Annotated in this window: 16 protein-coding genes; 11 read left to right on the top strand and 5 right to left on the bottom strand. The window is 73.8% G+C overall.

All coding sequences use genetic code 11. The annotated features are described in order from the left end of the window. Positions 1 to 28: 28 nt before the first annotated feature. From BAW75_RS12155 to BAW75_RS12145, 3 genes are read left to right on the top strand one after another with little or no spacing between them, the layout of a single operon-like run. Positions 29 to 1,033 (top strand): uroporphyrinogen decarboxylase/cobalamine-independent methonine synthase family protein, encoded by a 1,005-nt coding sequence (locus BAW75_RS12155; protein WP_104113647.1) that lies wholly within the window; start codon positions 29 to 31, stop codon positions 1,031 to 1,033. Between the two features lie 36 nt (positions 1,034 to 1,069). Continuing rightward, a complete protein-coding gene (locus tag BAW75_RS12150; protein ID WP_176722754.1) occupies positions 1,070 to 1,438 on the top strand; it encodes a VOC family protein in 369 nt (122 codons plus the stop codon). 26 nt (positions 1,439 to 1,464) lie between these two features. Next, positions 1,465 to 2,499, top strand: coding sequence for an ADP-ribosylglycohydrolase family protein (locus BAW75_RS12145; RefSeq protein ID WP_104113646.1), 1,035 nt, complete (start codon positions 1,465 to 1,467; stop codon positions 2,497 to 2,499). Between the two features lie 19 nt (positions 2,500 to 2,518). Here the strand turns inward: BAW75_RS12145 and BAW75_RS12140 are convergent, their stop codons facing one another. After that, a complete protein-coding gene (locus BAW75_RS12140; RefSeq protein ID WP_104113645.1) occupies positions 2,519 to 3,109 on the bottom strand; it encodes a type II toxin-antitoxin system PemK/MazF family toxin in 591 nt (196 codons plus the stop codon). 179 nt (positions 3,110 to 3,288) lie between these two features. Here BAW75_RS12140 and ligA point away from each other — a divergent pair, with 179 nt between their 5' ends. The 7 genes from ligA (at position 3,289) to BAW75_RS12105 (ending at position 15,525) form a co-directional block, all read left to right on the top strand. Continuing rightward, positions 3,289 to 5,442, top strand: coding sequence for an NAD-dependent DNA ligase LigA (ligA, locus tag BAW75_RS12135; RefSeq protein WP_104113644.1), 2,154 nt, complete (start codon positions 3,289 to 3,291; stop codon positions 5,440 to 5,442). Between the two features lie 152 nt (positions 5,443 to 5,594). Continuing rightward, positions 5,595 to 8,165 (top strand): putative bifunctional diguanylate cyclase/phosphodiesterase, encoded by a 2,571-nt coding sequence (locus BAW75_RS12130; protein ID WP_104113643.1) that lies wholly within the window; start codon positions 5,595 to 5,597, stop codon positions 8,163 to 8,165. 98 nt (positions 8,166 to 8,263) lie between these two features. Continuing rightward, complete coding sequence (gatC, locus tag BAW75_RS12125) at positions 8,264 to 8,569, top strand: Asp-tRNA(Asn)/Glu-tRNA(Gln) amidotransferase subunit GatC (RefSeq protein WP_013284468.1); 306 nt, start codon at positions 8,264 to 8,266, stop codon at positions 8,567 to 8,569. A 76-nt stretch (positions 8,570 to 8,645) separates the two neighbouring features. Beyond that, positions 8,646 to 10,121 (top strand): Asp-tRNA(Asn)/Glu-tRNA(Gln) amidotransferase subunit GatA, encoded by a 1,476-nt coding sequence (gatA, locus tag BAW75_RS12120; protein WP_043326045.1) that lies wholly within the window; start codon positions 8,646 to 8,648, stop codon positions 10,119 to 10,121. Between the two features lie 171 nt (positions 10,122 to 10,292). Beyond that, positions 10,293 to 11,462: a putative Ig domain-containing protein gene (locus BAW75_RS12115; protein ID WP_104113642.1), complete on the top strand. Its 1,170-nt coding sequence runs from the start codon at positions 10,293 to 10,295 to the stop codon at positions 11,460 to 11,462. 100 nt (positions 11,463 to 11,562) lie between these two features. After that, complete coding sequence (gene gatB, locus BAW75_RS12110) at positions 11,563 to 13,056, top strand: Asp-tRNA(Asn)/Glu-tRNA(Gln) amidotransferase subunit GatB (protein ID WP_043326041.1); 1,494 nt, start codon at positions 11,563 to 11,565, stop codon at positions 13,054 to 13,056. A gap of 111 nt (positions 13,057 to 13,167) precedes the next feature. Next, complete coding sequence (locus BAW75_RS12105; RefSeq protein ID WP_104113641.1) at positions 13,168 to 15,525, top strand: transketolase-like TK C-terminal-containing protein; 2,358 nt, start codon at positions 13,168 to 13,170, stop codon at positions 15,523 to 15,525. Between the two features lie 407 nt (positions 15,526 to 15,932). On the opposite strand, the gene BAW75_RS12100 is transcribed toward BAW75_RS12105, so the two are convergent. Genes BAW75_RS12100 through BAW75_RS12090 form a run of 3 tightly spaced genes read right to left on the bottom strand, consistent with a single transcriptional unit; the run spans position 15,933 to position 20,632 of the window. After that, positions 15,933 to 17,552: a metallophosphoesterase family protein gene (locus tag BAW75_RS12100; protein ID WP_104113640.1), complete on the bottom strand. Its 1,620-nt coding sequence runs from the start codon at positions 17,550 to 17,552 to the stop codon at positions 15,933 to 15,935. Between the two features lie 53 nt (positions 17,553 to 17,605). Further along, complete coding sequence (locus BAW75_RS12095) at positions 17,606 to 18,781, bottom strand: PQQ-dependent sugar dehydrogenase (protein ID WP_104113639.1); 1,176 nt, start codon at positions 18,779 to 18,781, stop codon at positions 17,606 to 17,608. Between the two features lie 45 nt (positions 18,782 to 18,826). Further along, positions 18,827 to 20,632: a SpoIIE family protein phosphatase gene (locus tag BAW75_RS12090; protein WP_104113692.1), complete on the bottom strand. Its 1,806-nt coding sequence runs from the start codon at positions 20,630 to 20,632 to the stop codon at positions 18,827 to 18,829. A 142-nt stretch (positions 20,633 to 20,774) separates the two neighbouring features. Here BAW75_RS12090 and BAW75_RS12085 point away from each other — a divergent pair, with 142 nt between their 5' ends. Beyond that, positions 20,775 to 21,701, top strand: coding sequence for a 2-hydroxyacid dehydrogenase (locus BAW75_RS12085; RefSeq protein WP_104113638.1), 927 nt, complete (start codon positions 20,775 to 20,777; stop codon positions 21,699 to 21,701). Here BAW75_RS12085 and BAW75_RS12080 read toward each other — a convergent pair. Then, positions 21,695 to 22,078 carry a PH domain-containing protein gene (locus tag BAW75_RS12080; RefSeq protein ID WP_104113637.1) on the bottom strand — a complete coding sequence of 128 codons (384 nt, stop codon included), beginning with the start codon at positions 22,076 to 22,078 and terminating at the stop codon, positions 21,695 to 21,697. The genes BAW75_RS12085 and BAW75_RS12080 overlap by 7 nt on opposite strands. Positions 22,079 to 22,425: the final 347 nt, after the last annotated feature.

The raw sequence follows: 22,425 nt of genomic DNA, 5'->3' as shown, positions 1-22,425 counted from the left end.
TCGCATCGGCAGCGGATAGGCTGCGGCCGTGACTGAGCAGGCGTGGCCCTGGCCCACCGGTGCGGCGACCGGCATCGGGTCGCTGCCCGGCACCGACATCGCCGAGGCGCAGCGGATCGTGCTCGGCGAGCTGCCCACCCTGCCGCACCTGCCCGAGCTGCCCGCCCGGGGACCGGGCGCGGACCTCGTCGGCCGCAGCGCCGGCCTGCTCGTGGAACTGCCGGTCGAGCTGTACGCGGCCCGCTGGCGGATCGCCCCGCGCCCCGGCCGGGACCTGCGCCGCGCCCGCGACCTGATGGAACGCGACCTGGACCAGCTCGCCGAGCAGGCCGAGGAGTACGCCGGACCGGTCAAGATCCAGGCCGCCGGCCCGTTCACCCTGGCCGCCGCGCTGGAGCTGCCGATCGGCGGCCGGATGCTGCGCGACCCGGGCGCGGTACGCGACCTCGCCGGCTCGCTCGGCGAAGGGTTGCGCGGGCACGTCGAGGCGGTCGCCCGTCGGCTGCCCCGCGCCTCGGTGCTGCTCCAGCTCGACGAGCCGTCCCTGCCGACCGTGCTGGCCGGGCGGGTGCCCACGGAGAGCGGCTTCGGCACCCACCGCCCGGTGGAGACCGAGGTGGCGCGGGGACTGCTGCGCGACGTGATCGACGCGGCGGGCGTACCGGCTCTGGTGCACTGCTGCGCGCCGGACGTACCGCTGGAGCTGATCCGCTCGGCCGGTGCGGTGGGCGTCGCGCTCGACCTGTCGCTGGTCACCGACCTCGACCCGCTCGGCGAGGCGATCGACGCCGGGCTCGGCCTGCTCGCCGGCGCCGCGCCGACGCTGCCACCGGCCTCCGGCCGGGCGCCGACGTCGGCCGAGGTCGCCGGCCGGGTCCGCCGGGTCTGGGACCAGCTCGGCTTCCCCCGCCGCCGGCTGGCCGAGCAGGTGGTGGTCACTCCCGCGTGCGGCCTGGCCGGCGCCACCCCGGCGTACGCCCGCGCGGTGCTCACCGCCTGCCGTGACGCGGGCCGGCGGCTGGCCGAGGACTGACGTTTTCCGTCGTACCCGCCGGGCACGATGACCGGCATGATTGGACGACTGCGTTCCACAGTGATCGACTGCCCCGATCCGCGCGCGCTCGCCGCCTTCTACTCCGAGCTGCTCGGCCTGCCCGTGGTGGAGGAGAACTCCGACGGCGACGAGTGGGTGGTGCTCGGCGGGCCACCCGGGCACCAGCCGCGGGTGGCCTTCCAGCGGGCGCCGGGCCTGCGCACCCCCGACTGGCCCGACCCGGCCCGGCCGCAGCAGTTCCACCTCGACGTGAGCGTCGACGACATCGAGGCGGCCGAGAAGGCGGCGCTGGCGCTGGGCGCACGGCGGCTACCCGGCGAGGGGGAGGGCTTCCGGGTCTACGCCGACCCGGTCGGCCACCCGTTCTGCCTCTGCTGGGACTGATCTTCCCGGGCTTGCGCGGCGGAGGCATGATCGCCACCGTGACCGCCTCCACCGCCACCGGCCGCGTCGCCGGCTCGCTGTTCGGCCTGGCCTACGGCGACGCCCTGGGCAAGCCGACCGAGTTCCTCACCGTCACCGAGATCGTCCGGCGCTACGGCCCGGGCGGTCCGCGCGAGCTGACCGGCGACCCGGCCCTGGTCACCGACGACACGCAGATGGCGCTCGCAGTGGCGTGGGCGCTGCACGAGGCGCCCGCGTACACGGCCGAGGCGGTGGAGCCGCTGCTGCGGCAGCGCTTCGTCGACTGGTCGGTCAGCCCGGAGAACAACCGCGCGCCCGGCATGACCTGCCTGCGGGCCTGCGCCGAGCTGGCCCGGGGCGCCCGCTGGCAGGAGGCCACAGTCGCCGGCTCGAAGGGCTGCGGCGCGAACATGCGCGTCACCCCGGTCGGGCTGCTCGACGTCGACCTCGACACCATGGCCGGGCTGGCCCAGCTCCAGGCCGGGCTCACCCACGGCCACCCGACCGGGCTGGCAGCCAGCGAGCTGACCGCGTACGCGGTCCGGCTGCTGCGCGACGGCGCGGCGCTGCCCGAGCTGCCCGGCCTGCTCACCGAGCGGGCGCGGGAGCAGCGCACCGTCTACCGGGAGGAGTGGCTGGGCGACCTGTGGCAGCGGCCCGGCGAGAGCGACGCGGCCGGGTTCGTCGCCCGCGGCTGGGACGACTGCCTGCGGGTGCTCGACCGGCTGGAGGCGGCACTCGCCCGTCCCGACGACGGCGGCGACCCGTGCCGGTTCACCGGCGAGGGTTGGATCGCCGAGGAGGCGCTCGCCACCGCGCTGCTCTGCGCGTTGCGTCACGCGGACGACCCGGTCGGCGCGCTGGCCCGGGGCGCCACCACCGCCGGTGACTCGGACTCCATCGCCGCGCTGGCCGGCGCGTTCGCCGGTGCCGCGTACGGCATGGCCGCCTGGCCGGCCGGGTGGGCCGACCGGATCGAGTACGCCGGTCAGCTCGCCGCACTCGCCGACGCGCTCGACGCAGGGGCGTCGCAGCGCTGAGGTCCGGAGGCCGCCGGCGTCAGCCGGTGAGGTGGTTCAGGCGGCGCACACCCCGCCACAGGTCCGGGTCGCACGTGCCGGCCCGGTCGGCGAACGCGGTGAGCGGCACCGGGATGGGCTCGCTGATGTCCAGGTAGCTGTCGTGGTCGGCGTCCGGGTCCCAGCTCCGGGTCGGGATCGGCAGGTGGTCGTCCCGGTCCGACTTGTCCTGACTGGTGATCTTCAGGACCTCGGCGTCCCCGCCGTCGACCCGCAGCACCAGGCAGGGCCGCACCTTGGAGCCGGTCCCGTCGGCGTAGGGCACGTCCGCCCACCAGATCTCCCCCGGCCGGGGCTCGTCCCGGTCCGTCCGCCCGGCGCCGCGCGGCCGTGGCGGCGCCCCGCCCCGGTCCCCCCGGACGCCGACGCCGGCCCGGTCACGCCGTGAACCGGCGTCGGCCCGGTCGTCGCCGCCGGTCCGGCCACCGCGCCCGGAGCCCGGCCGTCGCCCGTCGGCCCGGCCGCGCGCCCCGGCGGAACGGTCGGCCGACCGGCGGCGCCACTCGTTCCAGAGCCAGCCGGCCGCGACGCAGGCCACGATCACCAGCGCCCAGAGAACCCCGTCGCGCATCAGTACCCGCCTTCCGACCGTTCCCGCACAGCGCCGCCGAGGCGATGGTCGCACGCCCGGGGCCGGACCGCGCGGGGGCGTGACGCGCGCCGGTTCGCCCTGCTCGTGCGGGTGGCCGGACTGTTGTCACAGCCGACCGCTACGGTTCTCGGGTAGCGCGAGCACGGGAGGCGACAGCGGTGTCCGAAGGCGGCGGCGTGTCCGAAGAAGCGGTTCCCACTGCGGCCGACGCGGCCCAGGAGGCGGCGGCGGGGGCCGAGCCGACCCCGGCGGCCCGGGAGCGGCACGCCACGCTCAGTCAGGAGCTGACCGAACACCAGTACCGCTACTACGTGCTGGACGCGCCGACGATCACCGACGCGGAGTTCGACGCGCAGCTGCGGGAGCTGGAGGCGCTGGAGGCGGAATACCCGGCGCTGCGCACCCCCGACTCGCCCACCCAGCGCGTCGGCGGCACCTTCTCCACCGACTTCACGCCGGTCGCCCACGCCGAGCGGATGCTCTCGCTCGACAACGCCTTCGCCGACGAGGAGCTGGCCGCCTGGGCCGAGCGGGTCGAGCGCGACGCCGGCGGCCCGGTGCCCTACCTGTGCGAGCTGAAGGTCGACGGGCTGGCCATCAACCTGACCTACTCCAAGGGCCGGCTGGTGCGCGCCGCCACCCGGGGCGACGGCCGCACCGGCGAGGACGTCACCGCGAACGTGCGCAGCATCAAGGGCGTGCCGGCCCGGCTGACCCCGGCCGACGACTTCCCCGACGTGCCGGATCTGATCGAGGTACGCGGCGAGATCTACTTCCCGGTGGCCGCGTTCGCCGACCTCAACGCGAGCCTGGTCGAGCAGGGCAAGGCGCCGTTCGCCAACCCGCGCAACGCCGCCGCCGGCAGCCTGCGCCAGAAGGACCCGCGGGTCACCGCCTCCCGCCCGCTGCGCCTGGTGGTGCACGGCATCGTCGCCCGCACCGGCTTCCGGCCGGCGGCGCAGTCCGAGTCGTACGCCGCGCTCAAGGCGTGGGGGCTGCCCACCAGCGACCGCTGGCGGGTGGTGGACGACCTCGCGGGCGTCGCTGACTACATCGCCTACTACGGCAAGCACCGGCACGACGTCGAGCACGAGATCGACGGCGTGGTGGTCAAGGTCGATCCGGTCTCCATCCAGGGCCGCCTCGGCTCGACCAGCCGGGCCCCCCGCTGGGCGATCGCCTTCAAATACCCGCCGGAGGAGGTGAACACGAAGCTGCTCGACATCGACGTCAACGTCGGGCGCACCGGCCGGGTCACCCCGTTCGCCGTCCTGGAACCGGTCCGGGTCGCCGGCTCCACGGTCGCGCTGGCCACGCTGCACAACGCCCGCGAGGTCGAGCGCAAGGGCGTGCTCATCGGCGACACGGTGGTGCTGCGCAAGGCCGGCGACGTGATCCCCGAGGTGCTCGGCCCGGTGGTCGAGCTGCGCCCGGCCGACGCCCGTCCGTTCGTCATGCCGACCACCTGCCCGGCCTGCGGCACGCCGCTCGCGCCGGCCAAGGAGAGCGACGTCGACATCCGCTGCCCCAACGGGCGCGCCTGCCCCGGTCAGATCCGCGAACGGGTGTTCTACCTGGCCAGCCGCAAGGTGCTCGACATCGAGGTGCTCGGCGAGAAGGGCGCGGCGGCGCTGCTGGACGCGCAGATCATCACCAACGAGGGCGACCTGTTCCAGCTCGACGCCGATCAGTTGAGCCGGTCACCGTTCTTCGTCAACAAGGACGGCAGCCTGGGCAGCAACGCGGTCAAGCTGCTCGACAACCTGGCCGAGGCCAAGGAACGCGACCTGTGGCGCGTGCTGGTGGCACTGTCCATCCGGCACGTCGGCCCGACCGCCGCCCAGGCGCTCGCCCGGCACTTCCGGTCGGTCGACGCCATCGAGGCCGCCGGCGAGGAGGAGCTGTCCTCGGTGGACGGCGTCGGCCCGACTATCGCCGCGAGCGTCAAGGAGTGGTTCGCCGTCGACTGGCACCGCGACATCGTGCGCAAGTGGGCCGAGGCGGGCGTACGGATGGCCGAGGAGGCCGCCGACGAGGGGCCACGACCGCTCGACGGCGTCACCGTCGTGGTCACCGGCACGCTCAGCGGGTTCAGCCGTGACCAGGCCGCCGAGGCGATCCAGGTCAGGGGCGGCAAGGTGACCGGCTCGGTCTCCAAGAAGACGGGGTTCGTGGTGGTCGGCGACAACCCGGGTTCCAAGGCCGACAAGGCGGCCACGCTGAAACTGCCGATCCTCGACGAGGACGGCTTCCGGGTGCTGCTGGACTCCGGCCCGGACGCGGCCCGCGAGGTGGCCCGGGTGGAGGACTGACGGGCTGGTCACGGCGATCGTCCGCGGATACCAAGTTAATTACGACTCCGACCGATTCGTGACTGTCGTGTCGGGGAAACCGCCTCGGAGGGCGTTTCATTGGCGTACGGCGCGTGACGGCGCGCGCCACGACGTTGCCCCCGGGAGGTGCGATGGAGACCGGCGACCCGCGTAACTCCGTCCCGCCCGGGCGGAGCGGGCCGTTCTTCGGCTTCGTCGGCGCGGTCGGCGTGGTGGCCGCACTTGTCTCGGCCGGGCCGCTGATCGCGCTCGCCGACCGGTTGACCGAACTGCCGGCCGCGTTCTGGACCATGGCGGCGCTCGCCGTCGCCTGCGACGCCCGACCGTTCGTGCCGCCCGGGCGGCGGCAGACCTCGGCCGTGTTCCCGTCGACCTGCTTCACCTTCGCCATCCTGCTCGGCTGGGGCTTCGGCCCGGCTGTCGCCGTGCAGGCAGTGGCCGTCGCGGTGAGCGGCTGGCGGCTCGGGTACGCGCCCTGGCGTACCGGCTTCAACGCCGCGCAGTACGCGTGCGCGCTCGCCGCCGCGTACGCGGTCAGCCGGCTCGGTCCGGGCGAGCTGTTCGGCGACGGCCGGCTGCACTGGACCGACGTGGCGGCGGTGGGCGGCGCGACGCTCGCCTGGTTCGTGGTCAACTACGGGCTGGTCAGCTCGGCCGTGCGGCTGCGGTTCGGCGACCGGTGGTGGCCCAGCGTGCGCAGCGGGCTGGCGTACGAGCTGCTGTCCACCGGTTCGCTGCTGCTGCTCGCGCCGGTGCTGGTGGCCGCCGCCCGGGCCAGCGCGGCGCTGATCCCGCTGGTGCTGGTGCCGCTGTTCGCCGTCTACCGGATGGCCCGGCTGTCCGAGGAACGGGAACAGCTCGCCGACGTGGACCCGCTCACCGGGCTGCCCAACCGCAAGGCGCTGCTCACCGAGGTGGCCGAGCAGGTGCACCTGCACGGCGAGCGGGCCGCCCGGGGCGAGCGGCAGGCGCACCTGGCGCTGCTGCTGCTCGACCTCGACCGGTTCAAGCACGTCAACGACGCGCTCGGGCACGCGGTGGGGGACCGTCTGCTGGTCGAGGTGAGCGCCCGGCTGATGGGCGTGGTCGGCGCCGGTGACATGGTGGCGCGACTGGGCGGTGACGAGTTCGCCATAGTCGTACCCCGGCTCACCGACATCGACCAGGCCCGCGAGCGGGCCGACCGGGTGGTCGCCGCGCTCGCCGAGCCGGTGCCGCTGGACGGGTTGCCGCTGGACGTGGGCGGTTCGATCGGCATCGCGCTCTACCCGGACCACGGCGAGGACTTCGCCACGCTGATGCGCCACGCCGACGTGGCCATGTACGACGCGAAGCATCGCAACGACACGGTGGCGGTGTACGCGCCGGAGTCCGACCACAACTCGGCCGAGCGGCTGAGCCTCCTGGCCGACCTGCGCCGGGTGCTGGAGTCGGGCCCGTCCGCGCAGGGCGGGGAGACGGTGGGCGTACCGGGGGGTGACGGCGCGGCACTGACGCCGGCGCTGTCGGCGCCGCGACCGGCCCGGGCCGAGCGGCCGTCGCGCAACCAGCGTCCGGCGCGCGACGACGGCCGGGGCGGCGGACGCTCCGGCGACGGGCCGAACCGGTGGCTGCGGCGGCGCCGGGACCGCGCCGCGGAGCGGCACGACGACGACCTGATCGAGCGGATCCTCACCGGCGCCGACCCGATCCGCAGCCGGGCCGCGCGCGCCGGAGCGGTGGTGGCGACGCCAGTGGTCGGTGGCGGGGACGCCGACGCGGCGGAGACCGGCACCGGGCGCGACACGGAGGCCGCGCACGAGACCGACACCGGGCACGACGCCCAGGCCGCGGTGAGCACCGGCGCGCCGGGCGTGATCGGGCCGACCGCCGACGGGAGCGCCGAGCCGGAGGACCAGTCCGGGCACCCGGGCGAGATCACCATGTACTACCAGCCGCAGATCGCGATCGCGACCGGCGAGGTGGTGGGCGTCGAGGCGCTGCTGCGGTGGCGGCACCCGCGCCGCGGCATGGTCGACCCGGGCGAGCTGATCCAGGTCGCCGAGCAGAGCGCGGTGATGCGACTGCTCACCCGCCGCGTGGTGGACGACGTGGTGGAGCAGCTGGCCAAGTGGTCGGCGGCCGGGCTCACGCTGCGGGCCGCGCTCAACGTCAGCGTCCGTGACCTGCACACCGGCGAGATCGCCGACCAGATCGCCGACCGGCTGGCCCGGTACGGGGTGCCGCCGCAGCGGCTCCAGGTGGAGATCACCGAGGGCGCGCTGATGGCCGACCCCCGGCGGGTGCTCGCCAGCATCACCCAGTTGCACCGCATCGGCGTCGGCATTGCGCTGGACGACTTCGGCACCGGCTACTCGTCGCTGCAACACCTGCGCCGGCTGCCGCTGTCCGAGGTGAAGGTGGACCGCTCGTTCGTCCTCGGGATGGCCGACGACCCGGACGACGCGGCGATCGTCCGGTCGATGATCGAGCTGGCCGGCGCGCTCGGACTGCGGGTGGTGGCCGAGGGCGTGGAGGACGAGCGCACCTGGCGGCTGCTGCACGCCGCCGGATGCGACGTGGCGCAGGGCTGGTTCCACGCCCGGCCGATGCCGGCCGAGGACCTGGTGGCCTGGTTGTCGCGCTACCGCCCGGTGCGCCCGGTGGAGGCCGGGAGCCGCAGCGGGGCGGCGCCGGAGGGGGAGGCGAAGGCGTCGTCGTGACGGCGGGACAATAGACTCGCTCCGGTCACCGCGCGTCATCCCGTACGCGCGGCCGGCCCACCGCAGACGTCTCAGGACAGCCACGAAGGGGGCACCCGATGGCCGCCATCTCCCGCGAGGAGGTCGCGCACCTCGCGCGACTGTCGCGGCTCGCCGTCACGGAGGAGGAGTTGGACACCTTCGCCGGCCAGCTGGATGTGATCCTCCAGTCGGTCGCGCAGGTCGGCGAGGTCGCCGCGGCGGACATCCCGCCGACGTCCCACTCGGTGCCGCTGACGAACGTGCTCCGCGAGGACGTCGTACGGCCGGGCCTGACCCCGCAGGAGGCGCTGTCGGGCGCACCCGACGCCGAGGAGCAGCGGTTCCGCGTCCCGCGGATCCTGGACGAGGATGTGGCTTCATGAGCGAGCGCAGCGAGCGAATCATCGGGCCCAGCATGGCTGTCGCTCATGACGGCACGGAGCGAAGCGGAGTGCCGGCATGAGCGACTTGACCAAGCTGAGCGCTGTTGAGATCGCCGGGCTGGTGGCGAGCGGCGAGACCTCCGCCGTCGAGGTCACCCAGGCCCACCTGGACCGCATCGGCGCCGTCGACGACCGGGTGCACGCGTTCCTGCACGTCGACACCGAGGGGGCGCTGGCCGCCGCGCGTGCCGTGGACGAGCGCCGCGCCGCCGGTGACGAGCTGGGCCCGCTCGCCGGTGTGCCGGTCGCGGTGAAGGACGTGCTCACCACCAAGGGGGTACCGACCACCGTCGGGTCGAAGATCCTGGAGGGCTGGCGCCCGCCGTACGACTCGACCATCGTCGAGCGGCTGCGCGCCGCCGGCACGGTGATGCTCGGCAAGACGAACATGGACGAGTTCGCCATGGGCTCCTCCACCGAATACTCGGCGTACGGGCCGACCCGTAACCCGTGGGACACCGACCGGATCCCGGGCGGCTCCGGCGGTGGCAGCGCTGCGGCGCTGGCCGCGTACGAGGCGCCGCTGTCGATCGGCTCGGACACCGGCGGCTCGATCCGCCAGCCCGGCGCGGTCACCGGCACCGTCGGCGCGAAGCCCACCTACGGCGGCACCTCCCGCTACGGCCTGGTGGCGTTCTCCTCGTCGCTGGACACGCCCGGCCCGTGCGCGCGTACCGTGCTCGACGCCGCGTTGCTGCACGAGGTGATCGGCGGTCACGACCCGCGCGACTCCACGTCGATCCCGGCCCCGGTGCCGGACGTGGTGGCCGCCGCGCGCCTCGGCGCCACCGGCGACCTGACCGGCGTGAAGCTCGGCATGGTCACCGAGTTCATCGGCGAGGGCGCGGAGCCGGGCGTGATGGCCGCGTTCCGCGACGCGGCCGAGGCGCTGGCGAAGCTGGGCGCGGAGATCGTCGAGGTTTCCTGCCCGCACTTCAAGTACGCGCTGCCGGCCTACTACCTGATCGCGCCGAGCGAGTGCTCCTCCAACCTGGCCCGGTTCGACGGCGTCCGGTTCGGCCTGCGGGTCGGCGACGACGGCAACCGGTCGCTTGAGGAGGTCATGTCGCTGACCCGCGAGGCCGGCTTCGGCCCCGAGGTCAAGCGCCGCATCATGATCGGCACGTACGCGCTCTCCTCGGGCTACTACGACGCCTACTACGGCCAGGCGCAGAAGGTCCGCACCCTGATCACGCGGGACTTCACCAGCGCGTTCGAGCAGGTCGACGCGCTGATCTCGCCGACCACGCCGTTCGTGGCGTTCCCGCTCGGGTCGCGTACCGCCGACCCGTACCAGATGTACCTGGCGGACCTGTTCACCATCCCGACGAACCTGTACGGCGGCCCGGCCATCTCGGTGCCGTGCGGCCTGTCCGACGGGCTCCCGGTGGGCTTCCAGATCATGGCGCCGACCATGGCGGACGACCGGATGTACCGGATCGCCGCCGCGCTGGAGAGCGCCGTCGGCACGCTCACCCCGCCGACGATCTGAACCGGACGGTACGGAGGCGGCCCGCCCGCCTCCGTACCGACACGGTGATCACCGATCAGGGGATTGCCGGGGGTCACTGGCACTGGTCGAATAAACTGCGAGTCTGCTGGATCGACTGGACTGTGGCCCGCTGGCGGACGCGAGCGGTTCCGACCGAGAGCTGGATGTGCGATGGGGACACTTCGCCCGGTCATGGCCCTGACGATGGTCGTCGCGTTGCTGCTGGGCGCCGGGCAGCCGGCCGTCGCGCAACCGGCCACCGTCGCCACCGAGGCCGTCACCATCACCTCGGGCAAACCCCGGTCGGTCATGGTCATCGGGCAGGTCTACGCGATCCACACCGTCGAGGCGACCGGTGGCACCGCGCCGTACCGGCTGTCGGTGACCTCGGGCAGTCTGCCGCCGGGGATGCTCGTGGTGGGTACGTCGCTCGGGGGTTCACCGACCACTGCCGGGACGTACACGTTCACGCTGCGGATGACCGACCAGAACGACCTCTTCGACGAGCAGACGGCGACGATCGAGGTGCGCGAACCCAAGGTCGTCATCACGTCGGGCAAGCCCCGGTCGCCCATGTACCTGGGCCGGGTGTACGCGATCCACACGGTCGAGGCGACCGGTGGCACCGGGCCGTACCGGTTGTCGGTGGTCTCGGGCAGTCTGCCGCCGGGGATGCTCGTGGTGGGGACTTCGCTCGGTGGCGCGCCGACCACTGCCGGGACGTACACGTTCACGCTTCGGATGACCGACAAGAACGACCGCTTCGACGAGCAGGACGCCACCATCGTGGTCGCCGAGGCGGCGGCCGCGCTCACCTCCGGCGACCCGCCCGCCGCCACGGTCGGCAAGCGTTACTCCTTCCGGTTCACCGCCGCCGGTGACTCGGACATCGTGTTCTCCCTGGCGGCCGGGGCCCTGCCGGACGGCCTCACCCTCGACGGGGAGGGCCGGCTCAGCGGCACCCCGGGCAGCGCCGGCACGTTCGCCTTCACCGTCGCGGCGAAGGGTTACAGCACCAGCGCCACGAAGCAGGTGTCGCTGACCGTCGCCGCGCGGAACCCGGGCACCCCGACGGCGTCCCCGACCGGCTCGACGCCCGACCCGGCCGACCCGACGGCCACGCCGTCCCCCGACGACCCGGCCGCCACACCGTCGGAGAGCAGCACCTCGGCGCCCCTGCCGACGGCTTCGCCGTCGAAGGTGAGCGGCGCGTGGCTGCCGATCACCGGGCCGGGTTCGCCGCTCGTGCTGCTGCTGTTGAGCATCGTGGCCTTCTCCATCGGCGGCATCCTGCTCGTGCTGGCGTACAACCGTCGCCGGACCTTCACCACACCCGAGTGACGCCCGGGCCCCGCGCGGTGATCTCGAAGCCCGGCAGCGGGGTGGCCGGGCCAGCCGATTAGGCTGGAACGGTTCTGTCCGGATCGCGCCTGGAGCTCAGATGACGACGACACTGCCCGCGTACGACGAGGTCGTCGCGCGCTTCGAACCGGTGATCGGCCTGGAGACCCACGTCGAGCTGGGCACGAACACCAAGATGTGGTGCGGCTGCCCGACCGACTTCGGCGGCGAGCCGAACACCCGGGTCTGCCCGGTCTGCCTCGGCCTGCCCGGCTCGCTGCCGGTGGCGAACAAGGCCGCCATCGAGGCGACCATCCGGATCGGGCTCGCGCTGAACTGCTCGATCGCCGAGTGGTGCCGGTTTGCCCGGAAGAACTACTTCTACCCGGACATGCCGAAGAACTTCCAGATCAGCCAGTACGACGAGCCGCTGTGCTTCGACGGGTACCTGGACGTCGAGGTCAACGGCGAGCTGGTGCGCATCGGCATCGAGCGGGTGCACCTGGAGGAGGACACCGGCAAGACGCTGCACGTCGGCGGCGCCACCGGCCGCATCCACGGCGCCACCGAGTCGCTCGTCGACTACAACCGGGCCGGCATCCCCCTGGTCGAGATCGTCACCAAGCCGATCCCCGGCACCGGCGCGCTCGCGCCCGAGGTCGCCCGCGCGTACGTCGCCGAGCTGCGCGACGTGATCCGCTCGCTCGGCGTCTCCGACGTGCGGATGGAGGAGGGCTCGCTGCGCTGCGACGTCAACACGTCGCTGAACCGGCCGGGCGAGGAGTGGGGCACCCGCACCGAGACCAAGAACGTCAACTCGCTGCGCTCGGTCGAGCGGGCGGTGCGCTCGGAGATGCTGCGCCAGGCGTCCGTGCTGGAGGCCGGTGGCCGGATCACCCAGGAGACCCGGCACTTCCACGAGGACACCGGCGACACCACGTCGGGCCGGTCCAAGGAGACCGCCACCGACTACCGGTACTTCCCGGAGCCGGACCTGGTGCCGCTCGCCCCGGACACCGCGTGGGTGGCCGAGCTGAAGGCCGCCCTGCCGGAGCTGCCGCGGCTGCGCCGCAAGCGGATCCAGCAGGAGTGGGGCCTGTCCGACCTCGACATGCAGTCGGTGGTGAACGCCGGCGCGGTCGAGCTGATCGAGGCGACAGTGGCCGCCGGCACGACCCCTGCGGCGGCCCGGAAGTGGTGGCTGGGTGAGCTGTCCCGCCGCGCCAACGAGACCGGCGTGGAGCTGGCCGACGTGGGCGCCACCCCGGCCCAGGTCGCCGAGCTGCAGGGCCTGGTCGACGCGGGCAAGCTCAACGACAAGCTGGCCCGTACCGTGCTGGAGGGCGTGGTGGCCGGCGAGGGCTCGCCGACCGAGATCATGACCAACCGCAACCTGGAGGTCGTCTCGGACACCGGCGCGCTCACCGCCGCCGTGGACGAGGCGATCGCCGCCAACCCGGACGTGGCCGACAAGATCCGCAGCGGCAAGGTCGCGGCGGCCGGCGCGCTGGTCGGCGCGGTCATGAAGACCACCCGCGGCCAGGCGGACGCGAAGACGGTCCGCGAGCTGATCCTGGCGCGCCTCGGCGCCTGACGTGTTGTAAGGAAGGGCCCCTTCTTAACGCCTGGTGCATGGGAAGGGGCCCTTCCTAACGCCTCACCCCCACTCAGTGGGCGTCAACGGCGACGCCCGGATGGAGTCACCGTGAACCAGCACGACCTCGACGTCCTCGACGAGATCCAGCGCCGGGTGCTCTGGCTCGCCACTCGCATCGTCGACGCGGCCAACCACGACCGCGACACCGGTGACGGGGTGAAGGTCGGCGGCCACCAGGCGTCGAGCGCCTCGCTGGTCACCGCGATGACCGCGCTCTGGTTCCAGCACCTGGACGCCGAGGACCGGGTCGCGGTGAAGCCGCACGCCTCGCCGGTGTTCCACGCCATCCAGTACCTGCTCGGCAACCTCGACAAGTCGTACCTGCCGAAGCTGCGGGCGCGCGGCGGCCTCCAGTCGTACCCGTCGCGGACCAAGGACCCGGACGAGGTGGACTTCTCCACCGGCTCGGTCGGCCTGGGCGCCGCCGCGCCGCTGTTCGCCGCCGTCACCCGCCGCTACGTCGACGCGCACTTCGGCGCGCGCCCGCACTCCCGGTTCGTCGCCATCATCGGCGACGCCGAGCTGGACGAGGGCAACATCTGGGAGGCGGTCGCCGACCCGGCCACCACCGGCCTGGGCAACGTGATGTGGCTCGTCGACTTCAACCGGCAGTCGCTGGACCGGGTCGTCCCCGGCATCCGGATCAACCAGTGGCGCGGCCAGTTCGAGGCGGCCGGCTGGCACGTCGTGGAGGTCAAGTACGGCCGCAAGCTCGCCGAGGCGTACGCCCGGCCGGGTGGCGCGGCGCTGCGCGACTGGATCGACCGGATGCCCAACGAGCAGTACCAGTCGCTGTTCGGGCTGGCCGGCCCGGCGCTGCGCAAGCAGTTCCTGGACGGCGCGCCGGCCGAGGTGGCCGCGTTCGTGGCCGACATCGGCGACGACGAGCTGGGCCCGCTCGTCACCGACCTGGGCGGCCACGACGCGCAGGCGATGCTCGACGCGTACGCCCAGTGCGACGCGGTGACCGACCGGCCCAGCGTCGTGTTCGCGTACACGGTCAAGGGCTGGGGTCTGCCGATCGCCGGCAACCCGCGCAACCACTCGGCGCTGCTCACCACCGAGCAGGTCGACGCGCTGCGCGCCGCGCAGGGCCTGACCCCGGAGACCGAGTGGGACCGCCTCGACCCGGCGTCCCCGGCCGGCATCCGGGCCGGCGAGCGCCGGGAGGCGCTGTCCCGCCCGCCGCGCGAGCGGGCGCTGGGCGTCACCGTTCCGGAAACCACGCGGGTACGCGCGAACAAGCCGGTCTCCACCCAGGAGGTCTTCGGCCGGGTGCTGGTCGACCTGGCCCGCGATCCGCAGGTGGCGCCCTACCTGGTGACCACCGCGCCGGACGTGGCCACCTCGACCAACCTGGCCGGGTTCATCAACAAGACGGGCGTGTTCGCCCCGACCGAGCAGCGCTCCTGGACCGAGGACCGGATGCTGCGCTGGACCGAGAGCCCCGCCGGGCAGCACATCGAGCTGGGTATCTCGGAGATGAACCTGTTCCTGCTGCTGGGCCAGCTCGGCCTGTCGTGGGACCTGTCCGGCCAGCCGCTGCTGCCGGTGGGCACCGTCTACGACCCGTTCGTGCTGCGCGGTCTCGACGCGTTCCTCTACGGGACGTACTCCGGTTCCCGGTTCGTGGTGGCCGGCACCCCGTCCGGCATCACGCTGGCCCCGGAGGGCGGCGCGCACCAGTCCACCATCACCGCGTCGGTCGGCCTGGAGCTGCCCGGGGTGACGTTCCTGGAGCCCGCGTACGCCGGCAGCCTCGACTGGCTGCTCTGCGACGCGCTCGGGCAGATCGCCGGTGGCGCCGCGCCCGCCGCCACCGCCGCGCCGGCCGAGGACGGGGCGTACTACTTCCGGCTCAGCACCCGGCCGATCGACCAGGCCCCGTTCGAGGCGGCCCGGACCCGGCTCGGGGACGCGGTGCTGCTGCGGCAGGTGGTGGCCGGCGCGTACCGGCTCGTCGACGCGCACCAGGCGTACCCCGATCTGGCTGACGCCCCGGTCGTGCAGCTCGCGGCCTCCGGCGCGGTGCTGCCGGAGGTGCTCGCCGCCGCCGCGGAGCTGGCGGAGGAGGGCGTGGCCGCGCACGTCGTGGACGTGACCAGCCTGGACCGCCTCTACCGGGCGTGGCAGCGGACGCTGCGTCAAGGTGTGCGGACCGCGACGGTGCCGAGCGTGCCGGGCGCGCTGCGGTCGGCTTTCGCCGACCGGGTGCCGGTGGTCACCGTGCACGACGCGGCCTCGCACGCGATGGCCTGGCTCGGCTCGGCGGTCGGCGCCCCGGCGGTGCCGCTCGGCGTGGACGAGTTCGGCCAGTCCGGCAACGTCCGGGAGCTGTACGAGTTGCACGACCTGCTGCCGGGCAGCATCGTCAACGCCGCGCTGGCCGCGATCGCGCTGCGCTGACCGCGCCGGGCTGGTCCAGCGCGACCCGGCACCGCAGTCCGCAGCCTGACTGAGCGGTCCGCGGCTTGGTCGAGTGGTCCGGCGGCCTGCCGATCGCGGCGGCGCGGCAGGCTGTGGCCGTCACGGATCGTGACAGCTGCTCCGGTTGCTGAGAGTGACCGGCTCCGGGGGCCTGGGTGATGGCCTCTCGCCGCCTTTGCTCTGCAGCCATATCAGCAGCATCGCTCTGAGCTGGGGTGCGGCGGAGAGCGTCGGCGGCGCGCGGCCTTCTGTCCGGTCACTCCCAGTGCCTGCCGCGCGGATGGCTGCAGAGCAAAGGCGGCGGCGGGGCATCCCGGTGCCGGGCGGGTCAGTTACACCCGGTGACCGGACGGTGGGTGGCAGGCGGCCGGGGAGGGCCCGGGACGTCAGCGGGTGGGGGTGGCTGTGGGGCTCAGGGTGGTCGTACCCGGCGACGGCGACTCGGACGGTCCCCGGGTCGGGGTCGGGGTGACCGGCACCTGGTCGCCCTTGGCCGGGTCGCGGATGACGTGCCGCTCCAGGTTGACCTGCGACTGCCCGGTCCCGCCCACGGTGATCTCGTCGTAGGCCTGGAGCAGCTTCTGCTGGTCGAAGTAGAGCACCGTCATGGTCAGCGGCGTCGGCTTCTCGCCCTCCAGGCCGCGCAGCCCGGCCCCGCCGGTCGAGCCCTCCACCATCAGCGTGGTCGGCTGCTTGCCGGGCACCTCCGGCAGCTTCGACACCTGCCGGGCGTGGGTGTGCCCGGAGAGCACCAGCGGGCAGGTGCCGGAGAGCGGGCCGGCCGAGGCGGGATCGTGCACCAGCGCGATGTCGACCTTGCGCGGCGACTTCTCGACCGTCGCGGCGAGCTGTTCGCCGGCGCCGATCACCTGGTCGGCGACGGCGGCGGTGAGGCCGCTGCCGGCCGGTGAGGTCTCCTTGTCCGGAGTGAAGCGGGGGTCGCCGATGCCGGCGATGGTCAGCCCGCCCACCGTCGTGATCGAGTTGTTCAGCACAATCGCGTTCGGCTGCTGGGCCACCGCGGCGGCGGTGCGCGGCGAGTCGTGGTTGCCGCGGATGAACACGTACGGCTTCTTGAGCAGGCCGATCGAGCCGACGAAGGACGCCTCCGGCTCGCTGCCCCAGTCGGTCATGTCGCCGGTGTCGATGACCACGTCGATGCCGAACTGCTCGACCACGGTACGGATCAACTGCCAGCCGGTTGGGTTGAGGTGCATGTCCGACACGTGCAGCACCCGGGTGGTGCCCGGCGACGGCTGCACCACCGGCAGCGCGGAGACCGTGGTGTACAGCTTGCTGACGTTGCCGACCAGCCGCTGCAACTGCTCGGCGTACTTGGTGTAGTCGTTGGCGATGCGCCGCGCGTCACCGACGATCGCGGGCGCGTTCACCAGCAGGCCCTCGTACCGTGGCTCCTCGATCGCCTGCGGACGCAGCGTCGTCGCGGCCACTCCGAGGCTGCCGGCGGTGATGACGAGCGCCAGGCCGCCGGCCCAGGCGGTACGGCGCACGTCGCGGAACACCAGCGCGGCCAGGATCAGCGTGGCCAGCACCGCCGAGGCGAGCGTACGCAGCCCGAGCCGCATCACGCCGTCGCGGACGTCCTGCACCGCCGACTGGCTGGCCCGGCTGATGCTGGCCGGGTCGTCGATCAGCGCCTCGGTGCGCCCCTGGTCGAGCGCGCCCACCTCGACGGTCAGGTACGCCGGCCCGTCGTGGCTGTCCAGCAGCAACGCGCCCAGCGGCGGGATGTCGACGGTGGTGCCGCCGCTCAGTGACGGGCTGAGCTTCAGCTCGGCCCGGAACGGGCCGATGTCGGTGCCGACGTGGCCGCCCGCGTACGTGCCGACCACGATGCCGCCGAGCGTGACCGCGAACAGGGCCAGCACGACACCCAGCCGGCGCAGCCGGTGACCCGGCCGCCACGCCGTCCAGCGGCGGGCAGGCCCGCGCCCGGGCGACGTCTCGTCCCCCGCGCGGTGCTCTTCGTTGTCGTGGCCGTCCATGCTGAGATCCTGACCTGCCCCTTGAGCGATCTTGACAAACCTGCCGACCCGGATCAGCTCCGGCCGGCGCCCCCGTCGGCGAAGACCAGCCGCAGGAGGCGGTCGTCCTCGGCGGCGGGCCGGCCCCGCCCGTCCCGGTTCGAGGTGCTCACCCAGAGCGAGCCGTCCGGGGCCACCGCCGCCGCCCGGAGCCGGCCGTACTTGTCGTTGAGCAGGGCGTGCGGCTGACCGAGGACGGTCCCGTTGCCGGCCAGCTCCACCAGCCACAGCCGCTGCCCGCGCAGGCAGGCGGCGACCAGCAGCCGATCCACGGCGGCCAGGCCGGAGCAGGAGGCGTCACCGGTGGGCCACTGCGTGATCGGGTTGACGTAGCGCCTGTCGTCGCTGCGCCCCTCCACCCGGGGCCACCCGTAGTTGCCGCCCTTGTTGATCGGGTTGATCTCGTCCCAGGTGTTCTGCCCGAACTCCACCGCGTACATCTTCTTGTCCGGCGTCCAGGCGAAGCCCTGCACGTTGCGGTGCCCGGTCGACCAGACCGGCGACCCGGCGGTCGGGTTGCCCGGCGCCGGCTTGCCGTCCGGGGTGATCCGCAGGATCTTGCCGCCGAGGCTCTTCGCGTCCTGGGCGTTCTCGGTGCGCCCGGCGTCGCCGGTGCTGGCGTAGAGGAGACCGTCCGGGCCGAAGCCCAGCCCGCCGCCGTTGTGCGTGCCGGCCTTCGGGATGCCGGTCAGGATCGGCGTCGGCGCCTGCCCGAGCCGCATCTTGGCGATCCGGTTGTCGTTCTCGGCGGTGTAGTAGACGAAGACCGTCCGGTCCCGCTCGTACGCCGGCGAGACCGCGATGCCGAGCAGACCGCCCTCGCCGCCGGCGGCCACGTCCGGCACGGTCTGCACCGGCCGGACGGCCAGCCCGTCCGGGCCGGACTCCGGGCCGATCTGAAGGATCCGGCCCTTGTCCCGCTCGGTCACCAGCGCCGCGCCGTCGGGCAGGAACGCGATGCCCCACGGCACCTCCAGGCCCTTGGCCAGCACGGTGGCGACCACCTGCTGGCCGGCCCCACCCGGGCTGGCGGTGCTGGACGGGCTCGGCAGGTTGGGCGGCGCGCCGGCCGGGTCCGGCTCGGGCTCGCCGAGGGCGCAACCGGCGCTGCCCAGCAGCAGCGCCGCGCAGGACACCGCCAGCGCCGTGCGGAGCCGGCGGGCACGGGGGTACGGAAGACGCGCTCTCACCCGGCCCAGCCTAGCCGGGCGAAGCGCCGAACCGGGCCGCTCAGCTCAGCCGGCACGCAGGGCGAGTAGGGCCACGTCGTCCTCACGGCGGTGGGCGGCGGCGAGCAGCCGGTCGCAGAGCAGGTCCAGCGGTGCGCCCGGCCCGTCGGCGCGGAGATGGGCGAGCAGGTCGGCCTGTCCCTCGTCGATCGACCGGTCCCGGCGCTCGATCAGCCCGTCGGTGTGCAGCAGCAGCGTGTCGCCGTGGGCGAGGACCAGTGTCCGGCCGGTACGCCGGGGCGCCCGGGCCAGGCCGAGCAGCGGCCCGCGTCCCTCGGCGACCGAGACCGTGCCGTCCGCCCGGACCAGCACCGGTGGGGGATGCCCGGCGTTGCACCAGGAGACCCGCAGCCCGTCCCCGTCCGGGCGGATCCGGGCCAGCACCGCGGTGGCGACGGTGGGCACCCGCAGCCCGCCCATCGCCCGGTCGAGCTGGGCCACCAGCAACTCCACCGGGTCGTCGCGCCCGTACGCGTTGCCGCGCACCAGGTTGCGCAACTGGCCCATGGTGGCCGCCGCCTCGATGTCGTGACCGGCGACATCACCGATCGCGGCCACCAGCTCGCCGTCGGGCTGGACGAACGCGTCGTACCAGTCACCGCCCACCTCGACCCGGTCCGCGACCGGCAGGTAGCGGGCGGCCAGCTCGATCCCCGGCACCGTCGGCAGGGTGGGCAGCATGCTGTGCTGGAGCACCTCGGCGACGTGGCGCTGCTCACCGTAGAGGCGGCTGTTGCCGACCGCCTGTCCGGCGCGTACCCCGATGTCCTGCGCGGTGCGCAGGTCGCTGTCGTCGAAACCGCGCCGCCCCTGGCGGTTGACGAGGGTGACCGCCCCGATCACCCGGTCCCCGGCGGCGGTGATCGGTTCGGTCAGGTGGGAGCCGATGCCGAGCCGGTCGGCGAGCGGCACCAGCTCCGGGCGCGTGCTGCCGCGCGCCACGTCGTCCAGTCCGGCCACGGCCCGCACCGCCGGCCGCCCGGTCCGCAGCACCGAACGGATCTGCGACTCCGCGCTGAGGCCGGTCGTCAGCAACTCGGCGAAGCGGGCCAGGTCGGCCCCGCGTTCGGCCTCCCGGTGTACGCCGGTGACGGTGCGCGGGCGGCCCGCCGGGTCGACGAGCGTGATCAGGCACCAGTCGGCGAGCAGCGGCACCATCGCGTGCCCGAGCCGGTCGACGGCAGTGGCCACGTCCAGCGTGCCGCCGAGCATCTCGCTCATCCCGGCCAGCATGGCGAGCCGGTCGTGCGCCTCCTCGGCGCGGCGGCGGGCCTGCTCGGCGCCGCGGACCGCGATGCGCAGCCGCAGCTCCGAGGAGCACGCGGCGGCCAGGTCGGCGAGCGTACGCAACTGCTCGGGGGTCCAGGCCCGGGGCTTGCTGTCGATCGCGCAGAGCGAGCCGAGCACCCGCCCGTCCAGGTCGGTGAGCGGCATTCCGGCGTACGCCACCACGCCCAGGTCCTCGATGGCCAGGTTGAGGCGTACCCGGGGGTAGAGGCGGGCGTCGGGCAGCACCAGCGGCATCTCGATGTCGACGACGTGCTGGCAGAACGAGTGGCTCAGCGGTGTCTGCCGGCGCGCCGCCCAGGGCTCCGGCAGCCCGGTCGCGCCGGGAAAGAACTGCCGGTCGGCGTCGACCAGGGAGACCAGCGCGACCGGCACGTCGAGCAGGTCGCCGACCAGGCGGGCGAACCTGTCGAACGCCTCGTCGGGTACGGCGTCGAGCCGCGTCTCGTCGAGCGCACGCAACCGGTCGGGATCGGTGAGCGCGGCAATCGGCACGGCCACCCGGCCCCGGCCGTCCTCGCTCATCGCCACCGCCCTCAGCAAGCGGAACACCCGACCGGCATCCCGTCCTCGGTTATACCCCGCTGTACTGTCAATCGACCCCGGGCGGGGCGTTCGTCACGGCCCACGCCATGCCGGCCCGGGGCTGCCGATATGGTCGGCGGTCGTGAAGGCATGGATCCCGCACCCCGAAGGCCTCCGGCTGCTCGGCGAGCTGCCGCCCGGCGTCACCGTGGAGCTGCTGGAGGACCCGGAACGGCCCCCGTCGTCCCCGGCCGGGGTGCGGTTCTGGGTACCGCCGTTCCTGTCCGGCCCGGACGCCGGCGCGTTCCTGGCCCGCCTGCCGGACGTCGAGGTGGTGCAGCTGCTCTCCGCCGGCGCGGACGCCTGGGTGGGGCGCGTACCGGACGGTGTGACGCTCTGCGACGCCCGGGGCGTGCACGACTCGCCCACCGCCGAGTGGGTGGTGGCCACGATCCTCGCCTCGCTGCGCGGGTTCGCGCCGCTGGCCCGGGCGCAGGCGCGGCGCGAATGGGCGTACGACGAGGTCGCGCCGACCGACGAACTGGCCGGTAAGCGCGTGCTGATCGTGGGCGCCGGCTCGATCGGCACGGCGGTGCGTGACCGGCTCGCCCCGTTCGAGGTGAGCTTCACGCTGGTGGCCCGTACGCCGCGCCCGAACCAGGGTGTGCACGGGGTGGACGAGTTGCCCGCCCTGCTGCCGGAGGCGGACGTGGTGGTGCTGCTGGTGCCGCTGACCGACCGGACCCGGGGGCTTGTCGACGAGAAGTTCCTGGCCGCGATGCCGGACGGCGCGTTGCTGGTGAACGCCGCACGGGGGCCGGTGGTCAGCACCCCCGCGCTGCTCGCCGAGCTGACCTCGGGGCGGCTGCGGGCGGCGGTGGACGTCACCGACCCGGAGCCGCCGCCCGCCGACCATCCCCTGTGGGAGCTGCCGAACCTGCTGCTCACCCCGCACATCGGCGGCTCGGTACGCGGTCTGCTGCCCCGGGCGTACCGCCTGGTGGCCGAGCAGCTACGCCGGCACGTGGCCGGGGAGGAGCTGACGAACCGGGTGGTCGACGGCTACTGATCGTTCGCCTCACCGGGCAGCTCCTGCCCGGTGACGGCGATCAGGTGGGGCAGCTCGGTGGCGCGTACCACCGGCAGCATCACCACCTCGCCGTCGTCGAGCCGGGCGAGCGCGCGGCCCCGGGCATCGCCGGCCAGTTCGGTGACGCGCGTCCACGGCACCCGGCGTTGCCCGGCGATCGCCCGCAGCCGCAGTTCCGAGGCGTCGGCGTCGGTGCCGGCGCGCCACGCCCAGACCGCGACGGTGAGCGGGACGAGCAGCACCCAGAGCAGCCACCAGCGGGCGGAGGCCAGCGGCAGCGCGCCGATGGTGGCGACGATCAGGGCGACCAGGATGGCCTGGTTGTGTCGGAAACGGACGGTATCGGCACGGCTCACCCTCCGATGATCCCACCCGGCCGACTCCCGCCACCCAGCGCCCCGGCAGCCCCGGCAACCCCGTCAACTCCGGAGATCTTGGTACGTCTCCGCCCTCCCGAGGGCGACTGCGTACCAAGATCTGGCGCGGGCGGGTCGTGCGATGGAGATCTTGGAAGGAAACGGTCCTCATGGTGGCCCTTTGCTTCCGAGATCTCGTCGGGAGGCTGGGGTGTGACGGATGTCACTGGTGGGATGACGTCACCGGGCGCTTCCGGGATCGTTTCTAGGCGTGGCCGCAGCGGTCCCCGCCGATGCGTCCCGCACGCCCCGACCCCGCACGTCGTTACCGCGAACCGCAACCGCAC

The organism is Micromonospora chalcea, assembly GCF_002926165.1.
Lineage (GTDB): Bacteria > Actinomycetota > Actinomycetes > Mycobacteriales > Micromonosporaceae > Micromonospora > Micromonospora chalcea.
Note: the sequence above shows the minus strand (reverse complement) of the source record. Positions and strands in the feature narration are given on the sequence as shown.